The sequence below is a fragment of the Pectobacterium aroidearum genome (assembly GCF_015689195.1).
Classification (GTDB): domain Bacteria; phylum Pseudomonadota; class Gammaproteobacteria; order Enterobacterales; family Enterobacteriaceae; genus Pectobacterium; species Pectobacterium aroidearum.
The window spans coordinates 3,089,576-3,101,546 of sequence record NZ_CP065044.1 but is presented as its reverse complement, the minus strand read 5'-3'; the positions used below and the strand labels follow the sequence as shown (position 1 = coordinate 3,101,546).

The following is an 11,971-nucleotide window of genomic DNA, read 5'->3' as shown; positions in this document are numbered from 1 at the left end:
TTTTTGCCTGAATAATCGATATTTAATGACAGAGAGGGTCAATATGGCGTTGTTAAAAACAAATAAAATTAATCATTTCATATAGGTACTATTACTGCCGTTGCTGTAAATGATAATGCTGTTTTTTTGATGTTAGAAGCTATTTTGAGATAATTTTATGAAAGTGAACGATCTGGTTACGGTTAAAACCGATGGGAAAACGCGCCGGGAAGGGACGATTCTGGCTGTGGAAACGTTTCAGGAAGGGATAATGTATTTAGTTGCATTAAAAGATTACCCAGCCGGTATCTGGTTTTTCAATGAGGCTGACAGCAAAGATGGTACGTTTGTTGAGCCAAAGACGTTGCCGGACGAAGAGTAAAAAGAACACACACGAGCATTGTCCGAGTTAACAATGCTCGCTGTGATTGCTGTATCCAGTATTAGAACGTTTCCCAGTTGCCGTTTTCCGTATTGGTTTTACGGGGGAGGGCGAGTGAGGAACGATCCTTTGCGGCCAGAGCGTTCGGCCGACCAGGTGCTGAAGGAGCGCCTGATAAATGGCTAGATAGCTTAAATGTCGCAACTGCGCGGGTCAGTAGTGCGGCTTGCTCCTCCAGCGAGGCTGCTGCTGCACTGGCTTCCTGAACAAGCGCAGCATTCTGCTGTGTCACGCTGTCCATTTCAGATATCGCCTGGCCAACCTGAGAGATTCCCCGGCTTTGTTCGTCAGAGGCAGAGGCAATTTCCCCCATGATATCAGTGACGTTAGTGACCGCATCGACGATTTCTTTCATTGTCTGACCCGCATTATCAACCAGAATAGAACCACTGTTGACCAGGTTGACGGATTCGGAAATCAGCGTTTCAATCTCTTTTGCGGCTTGTGCACTACGCTGTGCGAGGCTACGAACCTCACTGGCGACAACGGCAAAACCGCGACCTTGTTCTCCCGCTCTGGCAGCTTCAACTGCGGCATTTAGCGCGAGAATATTGGTTTGGAATGCAATGCTGTTAATGACATTGGTAATTTCAGAGATTTTCTTTGAACTACCCGAAATACTGTTCATCGTATTGACGACGTTTGCAACGATCTCGCCACCCTGTTTGGCTTTTCCAGATGCATTGGCTGCGAGCTGGCTTGCGTGATGTGCGTTTTCTGAGTTTTGCTTCACCGTTGCCGTCAATTGCTCCATGCTGGCTGCGGTCTGCTCAAGCGCGGCGGCTTGCTGCTCGGTTCGTGAGGAAAGGTCCGTGTTACCGGATGAGATCTCCGTTGAACCCTGATAAATAGAATCTGCACTTTCCCGGACGGTAGTGACGGTTGTTACCAGAGAAGATTGCATTTGCTGAACGTTGCTGGCTAGCGTACCGATTTCATTCCTACCATAACGATCTGACATCTGAGTCAGATCGCCTTGCGCAATACGCTGAATTCTCGCGACCAACTGATTCATTGGTTTGATGAGAATACCTCTCAGCAGGAAGAAGGTCAGAAGTGTTAAAATCGTCGCCAGAGCAAAGCTGCCCCCCATCAACGAATATCCGAGTAGCGCGTTTCTCTGCGCAGTTTCATTTAATTCTTTCGCTCTTTGTGTACGGTAAGCGACAGCCTCTAACAGAAATTTGTTATAGGCCAAATCCAAAACCCGGGTTTCTTCGGATTCGAGAGTGATGACTTCTTCAAATAGCCCCTGTTTTGCTGCAGTGAGCATTAACATAAGACCTTGATTCACATAAGCATCATAAGATTTGCGCAGTTCGTCGTCCAACGCCATATCCTGCGGCGTTTTAACTGGACGCTCTTCATAGACAAGGAATGCTTTTTTTGACTGTTCCAGCCGCTGTTCAGCTTGCTTCAGGTTGTCATTGAAGACCTGAGAGTCACCGATACGTGCAGCTGCCGCAGCCTGAATGAGCAACAGACGCGCAGTACGAAGGTGGTTGGAGCTGTTTGAGATCCCCATTCGGGTATCAATTTCTTGTGTAACGTCGTCTAATGACTGATTGCTGCTTTGCAGAAAGTAGCTGGATGTGCCGATAGATGCTGCAAATAACAGCATGATTCCACCCAGAATAATGACGAATAAGGGAACTAGCCGTAAATTGCTCAGCATGCCAGCCTCGACGTGCTGCTCAGACCTTGAAGTTATTTTCATATCCATTCGCTCATTCTCAGGAATTTATGATTTACCATGCCACTAGTAGTGGCATTGGCGTTTAGGTTTTAGTGTCTACATTAATGACAAGCCATTAGCTAAACAACCAATGTAAAAGATAATCGGCATATATTGAGAAACCTTAATCAAATTCGGTGCGATCCCGATCACGTTTTTAACTCTTTAAAAAGAAAAGAGAAATACGTGATGCGAAATCATACAGATTGATAATAAAAAATAAAGAGTCTGGTTTCCTAACTTTATTTGTCTGGGGTTCAACGCTATTATGTCGGCTCTATCTTCGGAGGAATTTTTCTTGGAAAAGCGCACGCATTTTTTTTCTGATAAAAAAATTGTTTTTTTTGTCGCCACATTATGCTGTTTGCTCTGGGGAAGTGCTTATCCGGCAATTAAAAATGGTTATGAACTGTTTCACATTGCAGATAATGATATTCCTGGAAAACTCGTTTTTGCAGGCTACCGGTTCGCCTTCGCCGGGCTGTTGCTGCTAGTGCTGGCTGTGTTAAGCGGGCGGTCTATCGGGCGCTTTCAGCGTGGGCAGTTAGTCCAGTTAAGCATCCTAGGAATATTCCAGACATCATTGCAGTATGTTTTTTTCTATATCGGTCTAGCTTATACCACTGGCGTTAAAGGCTCGATCATGAATGCAACTAGTACTTTTTTCAGCGTGCTGCTTGCTCATTATTTGTACCAGAATGATAAATTAAATATCAACAAGCTAGTGGGTTGTATATTAGGCTTTATCGGTGTGATGGTCGTTAATATCAACAGCAACGGCATGAGTACCAGTTTTACGTTGTTAGGTGATGGGTTCGTTGTTATTGCCGCATTTATTTTGTCTGCATCCACTATATATGGTAAGCGGATATCGCAAACCATGGATCCAACTGTAATGACAGGTTATCAATTGGCTATTGGTGGGATCATTTTAACGATATCGGGGTACTGTACAGGTGGAACACTCATCATACCTGATTGGAAAGCTGTACTGATGCTGGGCTATCTTATTTTGCTCTCTTCTGTCGCTTTTTCATTATGGAGCCAATTGCTGAAATATAATCGAGTTGGTATGGTCGCACCATTTAATTTCCTCATCCCGGTATCTGGTACGCTGCTTTCAGCCCTGTTCCTTAATGAAAGCATCCTGGAGTGGAAATATTTCTTTGCACTTGTCTTGGTTTGTTCAGGTATTTGGTTGGTTAACCGAGTGGTGAAAAGCGCTCGCTAAGTACCTCCGTCATCCAGTCCGCATATTGTCCTAAAGACGCTGCCTGTAGCGTGAAGTTTGAGAGTAGAACGACTTCACGCTATCGCGTCTGCAACTAATCCCAATGTCTCATTAATTTCTTTAATATCAATGAAATATCTTATTTCCTTCCTTTTTATGTCATACTTCTATGCTTTGTTGTCATTGCGGCTGTGCTTCGGCAGAAGATAGATAAATTTTGCTTCAGAACATGCGTTTAAGAGTTTTTTGGGTAAAAAGTGTAAGTTTTTCGTGAAAGGTATAAACTTACATAGCGGTATGCATCTTAGGCGTAATGGATTTTTTGTATATCTATCATTTATATAGCAAGCAAATCGTTTCTTTTTGATCCTTTTCAATGATCTTTTTTGTAACGTTTGGTGCGCGTTTTTGGCGTAAAAATAGGCGCAAAAGTGATCTGACCAGACGGACTTTGGCTCATAATGCTTTCATTTGTGTGATCTGTATCACATAATGGCCAAAATCATTCTTCAGCCGCGTTGTATGTGCTACGGATTAGGCGGTACAGTTGCGCTGTTTTAGGATTAATCCTATGCTTTGGTTGGAGTGGGTCTTCAGGATGTGACTAAAAAGCAACGGATGAACGGATTCGCAGCGTGATGCGTAAAGTTGGCAAGTAACGATTGCCCGAATAAGAAATGATAAAGTAGTAACTCGCAGTATCTGGCACCGATAGTTTTTTATGCCATCAATGGAGAGTGATTTTCGAACTGGGCGATATGGTCTATCACCTAACTTATGTTTTAAACATAGCCTGTCGGGATGGGAAATATGGGTACCTCTGAATTACTCAAACACATTTATGACATTAATCTGTCTTATTTGTTACTGGCGCAACGCTTAATTAATGATGAAAAAGCTTCTGCGATGTTCCGTCTTGGAATCAATGACGAGATGGCAGATACCTTGATGCAACTGACTTTACCGCAGATGGTGAAGTTGGCAGAAACTAACCAATTGATATGCCATTTCCGTTTTAACGATCACAATACAATCAAAGTGTTGACTCAGGAATCACGTGTGGATGATTTACAGCAAATTCATACCGGGATTCTGTTGTCGAGTCACTTATTACAACAGTTAACTTCGAAAGAAGAAAACCTGCCTAAGAAAAGGGCATAAGTAATGGCGGAGAAAAGTATTGTTCAGGAAGCGAAAGATATCCAATTAGCAATGGAGCTCATTTCGCTTGGTGCTCGTTTACAGATGTTAGAAAGTGAAACTCAGTTAAGCCGCGGACGTTTGATTAAACTGTACAAAGAACTGAGAGGAAGTCCGCCGCCAAAGGGAATGTTACCTTTTTCAACGGATTGGTTTATGACCTGGGAACAGAATATTCATTCATCAATGTTCTACAATGCATACAGCTTTTTAATCAAGAATGGGCAGTGCAGTGGTGTTGAAGCGGTTATTAAATCTTACCGGCTTTATCTCGAACAGTGTGCGCCGCAGAGCGATTCTCCACTGTTGGCATTGACGCGAGCCTGGACATTAGTCCGGTTTGTTGACAGCGGTATGCTGCAACTGTCGTCATGCAATTGCTGCAAAGGGATGTTCATTACTCACGCTCATCAACCTAAAAACAGCTTTGTTTGTAGTTTGTGCCAACCCCCTTCCAGAGCAGTAAAAAAGCGTAAACTTTCGCAAAATCTTGCCGATATAATACCTCAACTGCTGGATGAACAGGTAAAACACGCAGTCTGAGCCTGTAGCGATTTGTGAATCTATCACTGTTGGTTGTGAAGGCAGTGATAGATTTCTCCTTCAAGAACGTCCTGGCTACGGCTCCGCAGTTTTATCTCACTCTCCGCCCACCTTTTTTATTATAAGGATTTCTTGTGCTGGTTATATTGGGTTATATCGTAATTGTGGCCTCGATACTCGGCGGTTATCTCATGGTCGGTGGGGCCTTGGGTGCGCTTTATCAACCTTCGGAGCTGTTGATTATCGGTGGTGCGGCGGTAGGTGCTTTCATCGTTGGTAACAATGGAAAGGCGATAAAAGCAACACTACGCGCATTACCTCTTTTGGTCAAAAGCTCCAAGTATAATAAAGCATTGTATATGGATCTCATGGCCTTACTCTTTCGTGTAATGGCCAAATCCCGCCAGCAAGGCATGCTTTCGCTGGAATTTGATATTGATAATCCTCGTGAGAGCGAAATCTTCTCAAGCTACCCGAATATCCTTGCTGACAACACCGTCGTTGAATTTATTACCGATTATTTGCGTTTGATGGTCAGCGGCAACATGAATGCGTTTGAGATTGAAACGCTGATGGATGAAGAGATCGAAACGATTGAACATGAAAGCGAAGTGCCGGCGACGAGCTTGACGCTAATGGGGGATGGTCTCCCAGCATTTGGTATCGTAGCCGCTGTTATGGGTGTTGTTCACTCACTAGCTTATGTTGATCGACCTGCTGCTGAGCTGGGGATGATGATCGCTCATGCTATGGTGGGAACCTTCTTGGGTATCCTCCTTGCTTACGGCTTTGTTTCGCCATTGGCGGCTTTATTGCGCCAGAAGAATGCAGAAAAAATCAAAGTATTACAGTGTATTAAAGTCACTTTACTGTCGAGCCTTAATGGCTATGCTCCGCAAATTGCCGTTGAATTTGGTCGTAAAACGCTGTACTCAACGGAGCGTCCTTCCTTTACCGAATTGGAAGAACACATTCGTCGTGTGAAATCGCCGACTCAGCAAGCGTCGGACAGTAACGCATGAAACATCAGCATCCCATTATTCGCAAAAAGCGTAAGTCTGGACATGGGGGCCACCATGGTGGCTCCTGGAAGATTGCCTACGCTGACTTCATGACAGCAATGATGGCATTGTTTCTTGTAATGTGGCTTATCGCAATTTCTACGCCAATGCAGCTGGCCCAAATCGCAGAGTATTTTCGAACCCCACTAAAGGTTGCGCTAACGTCAGGCTCTAAATCAAGCGACAGTTCCAGCCCGATTCCTGGTGGAGGAAACGATCCAACCCAGCAAGATGGTGAAGTGAAAAAGGCCATCAAAACAGATAACGTGGAAAAGAAGCTGGATGAGGTTCGACTCAACAGATTGCGTGAGCGTCTGGATCAGTTAATTGAGGCCGATCCACGGCTGCGCGCACTTCGTCCACATCTGTTAATTGAAATGATCGATGAAGGGCTACGTATCCAAATCATCGATAGTCAAAACCGCCCAATGTTTAAAACCGGAAGCGCACAGGTTGAACCTTATATGCGCGATATTCTGCGTGCTATAGCGCCTATTCTGAACGATTTCCCCAATAAACTGAGTATTTCAGGCCATACCGATGATGTTCAGTATACGACGGGGGAACGTGGTTATAGTAACTGGGAACTGTCCGCAGATCGTGCCAATGCATCGCGCCGAGAGCTTATTTTTGGTGGTTTGTCTGATGGAAAAGTTTTGCGCGTTGTGGGCATGGCTGCGACAATGAACCTCAAACAGGCGGCAGGTGGAAATGATGCGATTAACCGACGCATCAGTCTGCTGGTATTGAGCAGACAAGCTCAAAAGGATATTGAAGAAGAAAATGCAGAAAGCTCTGCTGTAAATATAGACAAGGCGGAAAATTTACAAAATATGGAGTTGGATAAGCCTAAACCTACCACTCCGGCTGCCGAAAATAGTGATAATAATACGAGTGGGAGTGGTGGGGCATCGCCACAACCAACTAATGGAGTTCCTGCTCCAGAGCGTCAACAGCCAACCACTGCGTTGCCTGCTGCGCCCGATAGTCAGGCGACGCCTTCTCAATAAGCCGCGATTCACAGCAGAGGTGACCACGTGAGCATGGACATGAGTGCTTTCTATCAAACTTTCTTTGATGAAGCAGATGAATTACTGGCAGATATGGAACAACATTTATTATTGTTGGATCCGTCGGAGCCTGATACAGAGCAATTGAATGCAATTTTCCGAGCGGCTCACTCCATAAAAGGGGGCGCGGGTACGTTCGGTTTTAAAGTATTACAAGAAACTACACACATTTTAGAAAACCTACTCGATGGGGCAAGACGTGGAGAAATGCGTCTTAGCACTGATATCATCAACCTGTTTCTGGAAACAAAAGACATTATGCAGGATCAGTTGGACGCTTATAAAACCGCGCAGGAGCCCAATGCCGAAAGCTTTGAGTATATCTGTCAGGCTCTGCGCCAGCTCGCCCTGGAGTCTAAAGCTGATGGTGACGTCACTCAGGCTGAGGCACCAGTTGGAACACAGCACACTACCAGCCCGGCATCTAACGCTGTAGGTAAAGGTGAAATGCGTATCGCATTAACCGGCCTGAAATCCCAGGAAATACCTCAAATGCTGGAAGAGCTTGGTAATCTGGGAACCGTTAAAGATCCTCACCAGACCGACACTAGCGTAGAAGTGACATTGGTTACTTCGGAAAGTGAAGACGATATTAGTGCCGTGCTGTGTTTTGTTCTTGAACCTGAGCAAATCAGTTTCAAGTCTGCCGTAGCTAGCCAGCCTGTCGTTGCTGAAGTTGTAGAGACATTGGCTGTTGTTGAAGCGCCTGCACCAGCCCCGGTAGCTCCAGTTGCACCGTCTGCGCCAACTGCTGCAAAACCGCAAGCTGCACCGGAAAATGGAAAAAATAAAGCAAAAACCGGTGATACCAGTATTCGTGTAGCGGTTGAGAAAGTTGACCAGCTTATCAACCTCGTTGGAGAGTTAGTCATTACGCAATCGATGCTGGCACAGCGCTCAAGCGAACTCGATCCTGTGGCGCATGGCGATCTGCTTAACAGCATGGGGCAGTTGGAACGTAACGCTCGCGATTTGCAAGAGTCGGTTATGTCTATCCGTATGATGCCGATGGAATATGTGTTTAGCCGTTTCCCTCGTTTGGTTCGTGACTTGGCTGCCAAATTGGATAAGCAGGTCGAGCTGACGCTCATGGGGAGTTCGACTGAATTGGATAAGAGTTTGATCGAACGTATTATCGATCCTCTTACTCACTTGGTGCGTAACAGCCTCGATCACGGTATCGAATCGCCAGATAAACGCGTTGCTGCAGGTAAATCTGCGGTAGGTAACCTGACGCTTTCAGCGGAACATCAGGGCGGTAACATCTGCATTGAAGTTATCGATGATGGAGCAGGGCTCAACCGCGAAAGAATTCTGGCTAAGGCGCTGTCTCAAGGATTGGCCGTAAGCGACACAATGTCTGATGAAGAAGTCGGCATGTTGATTTTTGCTCCTGGCTTCTCCACGGCTGAGAAGGTCACAGACGTTTCTGGCCGCGGTGTCGGCATGGACGTGGTTAAGCGAAATATCCAGGAAATGGGTGGGCATGTCGAAATCCACTTCCAGGCTGGAAAAGGTACAACTATCAGAATCTTGTTGCCATTAACGTTAGCCATCCTCGATGGTATGTCCGTTAAAGTTAACAATGAAGTCTTTATTCTGCCGCTTAATGCTGTGATGGAATCCCTGCAGCCTCAGTCGGAGGATTTGTATCCATTAGCCGGTGGCGAGCGTGTACTACAGGTTCGTGGTGAATATTTACCTCTCGTTGAGCTATTCCATATTTTTGATGTGGATGGCGCTAAAACGGATGCTACGCAGGGAATCGTCGTTATCCTGCAGAGTGCGGGACGGCGTTACGCCTTGTTGGTCGATCAGTTGATTGGGCAACATCAGGTCGTCGTTAAAAACCTGGAAAGTAATTATCGCAAGGTGCCAGGCGTTTCAGCCGCTACCATTCTTGGTGATGGTAGCGTTGCGCTGATTGTGGATGTTTCAGCGTTACAAGCGCTTAATCGTGAAAAGCGTGTGGTTGAAACTGCAGCTTAATAAAACAGATCGTTAATAAAGGGTGGAAAACATGACTGGACTTGCAAGCGTCACGAAATTAACTGGCGAAACAGTAGGACAGGAATTCCTGATTTTTACGCTGGGTGACGAAGAGTACGGCGTTGATATTTTAAAAGTACAAGAAATTCGCGGTTATGACCAGGTAACGCGCATTGCCAACACGCCTTCCTTCATCAAAGGTGTCACCAATCTACGCGGTGTCATTGTACCGATCGTTGACTTGCGCATTAAATTCGCCAAGCAGGATGTTGAATACGATGACAACACGGTTGTTATTGTTCTGAATCTTGGTCAGCGTGTCGTAGGTATTGTCGTCGATGGCGTGTCTGATGTGTTGTCATTGACCGCAGATCAAATTCGCCCTGCACCGGAGTTTGCCGTAACTCTGTCAACGGAATACCTGACTGGTTTGGGCTCTTTAGGCGAGAGAATGCTGATTCTGGTTGATATCGAAAAACTGTTGAGCAGCGAAGAAATGGCGCTGGTTGATAGCGTATTAAAAGTCTAATCCATCGGCCTTCAGGGGCTACGAAAGTGGCCCCGAAAACCTTCCTTAGTCATATCCTTGTCAGTTCAGAAATTCGTAAAGATATCCAGAATAGTGCCGATATCATCGGTGGTTGGTCTACTCAAAAGGCGTTATATGTTTAACCGTATAAAAGTTGTTACAGGTCTGATGCTTGTACTGGTGTTGTTTGGGGCACTTCAGCTTATTTCTGGTGGTTTATTCTTTAGTGCATTAAAAAATGATAAGGATATCTTCAGCTCAACGCAGATTATTAACCAAAAGCGTTCTGAACTGGATTCAGCATGGTCATATTTATTACAGACCCGTAATACCCTTAATCGGGCAGGTACGCGTTTTGCTCTTGATGCGAGTGGTACCGGTGCTGGTGCCGGTGGTAAAGAGCTTCTGGTTTCAGCTCAAAAACAACTGGTTGTGGCAAACGATTTTTTCTCTCGCTATGAGAAAGTGCCGCAGGACGCACGCCAGGATGAGGCCGTTACTCGGGGCGTAAAAGAGAATTATGTGGCTTTGAATGGCGCATTAACGGAATTAATTCAGTTTTTGAATGCAGGGGAATTTAAGAAGTTTGTTGAGCAACCGACACAAAGTTTCCAGGATAACTTTGAAAAAGCGTATTACGCCTATAAAGCGGAAAGCGATAAACTTTATCAGGCCGGTATAGCGAAAAACAACGAAGCTTATGACTCGGCACTTTGGATCCTTGGTTTCATTGTTGTGCTGGTTTTTGCGGTAGCTCTGGTTTCCTGGATTGGTATTCAACAACTACTAATTAGGCCACTAAATAATATTGTTGAACACATTCGTCATATTGCAAAAGGTGATTTGACAAAAACCACCCACTTTCACAGCAGCAATGAAATGGGAATTCTGGCTGACAGTATTCGTCATATGCAAAGTGAATTTGTTGCAACGGTTAGTGCTGTTCGACAAGGCGCTGATGCGATTTATACTGGCGCAACAGAGATTAGTGCTGGAAATAACGACCTTTCTTCACGTACCGAGCAGCAAGCTGCTTCGTTAGAAGAAACAGCGGCAAGTATGGAACAGTTGACCGCAACCGTTAAACAGAATGCGGAAAACGCCCGTCAGGCCAGCCAGTTGGCTCTGAGTGCGTCAGAGACGGCACAGAAGGGCGGCAAGGTCGTCGATAATGTTGTCAAAACCATGCACAATATCGCTGGAAGTTCGCAAAAAATTGCCGATATTACTAGTGTGATTGATGGTATTGCTTTCCAAACCAACATTCTTGCGCTGAATGCGGCGGTTGAAGCGGCCAGAGCAGGGGAACAAGGCCGTGGATTTGCGGTTGTTGCAGGCGAAGTGCGTAATTTGGCACAGCGTAGTGCACAAGCTGCGAAAGAAATTAAAAGTCTGATTGAAGATTCTGTCAGCCGGGTCGATGAAGGTTCTGTGCTGGTTGAGAGCGCGGGCGAGACGATGGGAGAAATCGTCAGTGCGGTGACTCGTGTAACAGACATCATGGGCGAAATTGCCTCAGCTTCAGATGAGCAAAGTAAAGGGATCGATCAGGTTGGTCAGGCTGTAACTGAAATGGATCGCGTAACGCAACAAAACGCCTCCTTGGTTGAAGAGTCTGCGGCCGCAGCGGTTGCTCTGGAAGAACAAGTGAAAGTGCTGAATCAGGCTGTTGCGGTATTCCGCCTGTCTGAAGATGCGGGTTCTTTTAGAAGAACGACACCGGCAGCTTCGGGGCAAAAACCTGTATTGCTGGCGCCATCAGCGGGTGGCGGCAAGAAAGCAAAAGAAGGTTTATCCAATGATAATTGGGAAACGTTCTGATAAAGAACCGTCTATAGGCTATAAATAACCAAGCTGTAGGACGTGTTACTGAGCCAATTCCCAGCCGCTTACGAGTAGGTGGCTGGGTGCTCTCTTACTCGCCATAATTTAAAAAATGAATAGGCGAGTAATTTATCTCCGCATGCTTGGGGTTTTATAAGTGATATAGCACTTGGTGCTTTGAAGCAGGATAATTCATGGTATTGTTCAATCTGTAACTTATGTTATGGATATGATGGGGTGAGGCTGGCTTTGGTATTAAAGCCAAAGAATAAAGCAGGTAGCGCAGCTGTGATGAGAGGGAGAATGCCACCCGACAGCATGTGGCTTTGGTAGAACTAACACACTGACTGGTTTTGTTTGCAGAACTT

The 11,971-nt window shown here is 45.5% G+C and carries 10 protein-coding genes; 9 read left to right on the top strand and 1 reads right to left on the bottom strand.

Annotated elements, in window-relative coordinates:
* The first annotated feature begins 157 nt into the window (after window positions 1-157).
* Complete coding sequence (dsrB, locus tag I2D83_RS13915; protein WP_015840819.1) at window positions 158-361, top strand: protein DsrB; 204 nt, start codon at window positions 158-160, stop codon at window positions 359-361.
* A gap of 61 nt (window positions 362-422) precedes the next feature.
* Here the strand turns inward: dsrB and I2D83_RS13910 are convergent, their stop codons facing one another.
* On the bottom strand, window positions 423-2,144 hold the full coding sequence (locus I2D83_RS13910; RefSeq protein ID WP_180777778.1) for a methyl-accepting chemotaxis protein: 1,722 nt from the start codon (window positions 2,142-2,144) through the stop codon (window positions 423-425).
* A 310-nt stretch (window positions 2,145-2,454) separates the two neighbouring features.
* On the opposite strand from I2D83_RS13910, the gene I2D83_RS13905 reads away from it, so the two are divergent.
* The 8 genes from I2D83_RS13905 (at window position 2,455) to I2D83_RS13870 (ending at window position 11,600) form a co-directional block, all read left to right on the top strand.
* On the top strand, window positions 2,455-3,387 hold the full coding sequence (locus tag I2D83_RS13905) for a DMT family transporter (RefSeq protein WP_370374909.1): 933 nt from the start codon (window positions 2,455-2,457) through the stop codon (window positions 3,385-3,387).
* 810 nt (window positions 3,388-4,197) lie between these two features.
* Window positions 4,198-4,548, top strand: a complete 351-nt coding sequence (flhD, locus tag I2D83_RS13900; RefSeq protein WP_015840816.1) for a flagellar transcriptional regulator FlhD — start codon at window positions 4,198-4,200, stop codon at window positions 4,546-4,548.
* A gap of 3 nt (window positions 4,549-4,551) precedes the next feature.
* On the top strand, window positions 4,552-5,130 hold the full coding sequence (gene flhC / locus I2D83_RS13895) for a flagellar transcriptional regulator FlhC (protein WP_015840815.1): 579 nt from the start codon (window positions 4,552-4,554) through the stop codon (window positions 5,128-5,130).
* A gap of 134 nt (window positions 5,131-5,264) precedes the next feature.
* Window positions 5,265-6,152 carry a flagellar motor stator protein MotA gene (gene motA, locus I2D83_RS13890; RefSeq protein WP_015840814.1) on the top strand — a complete coding sequence of 296 codons (888 nt, stop codon included), beginning with the start codon at window positions 5,265-5,267 and terminating at the stop codon, window positions 6,150-6,152.
* Window positions 6,149-7,201, top strand: coding sequence for a flagellar motor protein MotB (gene motB, locus I2D83_RS13885; protein WP_205946716.1), 1,053 nt, complete (start codon window positions 6,149-6,151; stop codon window positions 7,199-7,201). The genes motA and motB overlap by 4 nt, the downstream gene beginning before the upstream one ends.
* Window positions 7,202-7,234: 33 nt before the next feature.
* On the top strand, window positions 7,235-9,250 hold the full coding sequence (gene cheA / locus I2D83_RS13880) for a chemotaxis protein CheA (protein WP_228484003.1): 2,016 nt from the start codon (window positions 7,235-7,237) through the stop codon (window positions 9,248-9,250).
* A gap of 31 nt (window positions 9,251-9,281) precedes the next feature.
* On the top strand, window positions 9,282-9,779 hold the full coding sequence (cheW, locus tag I2D83_RS13875) for a chemotaxis protein CheW (RefSeq protein WP_010279509.1): 498 nt from the start codon (window positions 9,282-9,284) through the stop codon (window positions 9,777-9,779).
* A gap of 135 nt (window positions 9,780-9,914) precedes the next feature.
* Entirely contained in the window at window positions 9,915-11,600 is a 1,686-nt protein-coding gene (locus I2D83_RS13870) for a methyl-accepting chemotaxis protein (protein WP_181828893.1), read from the top strand.
* Window positions 11,601-11,971 lie beyond the last annotated feature (371 nt).

Excerpts from the sequence above, each read along its gene's own strand:
- motB (WP_205946716.1), top strand. The coding sequence starts at position 6,149 with ATGAAACATCAGCATCCCATTATTCGCAAAAAGCGTAAGTCTGGACAT.
- dsrB (WP_015840819.1), top strand. The coding sequence starts at position 158 with ATGAAAGTGAACGATCTGGTTACGGTTAAAACCGATGGGAAAACGCGC.
- I2D83_RS13910 (WP_180777778.1), bottom strand. The coding sequence starts at position 2,144 with ATGGATATGAAAATAACTTCAAGGTCTGAGCAGCACGTCGAGGCTGGC.
- cheA (WP_228484003.1), top strand. The coding sequence starts at position 7,235 with ATGGACATGAGTGCTTTCTATCAAACTTTCTTTGATGAAGCAGATGAA.
- flhC (WP_015840815.1), top strand. The coding sequence starts at position 4,552 with ATGGCGGAGAAAAGTATTGTTCAGGAAGCGAAAGATATCCAATTAGCA.
- flhD (WP_015840816.1), top strand. The coding sequence starts at position 4,198 with ATGGGTACCTCTGAATTACTCAAACACATTTATGACATTAATCTGTCT.
- cheW (WP_010279509.1), top strand. The coding sequence starts at position 9,282 with ATGACTGGACTTGCAAGCGTCACGAAATTAACTGGCGAAACAGTAGGA.
- I2D83_RS13870 (WP_181828893.1), top strand. The coding sequence starts at position 9,915 with ATGTTTAACCGTATAAAAGTTGTTACAGGTCTGATGCTTGTACTGGTG.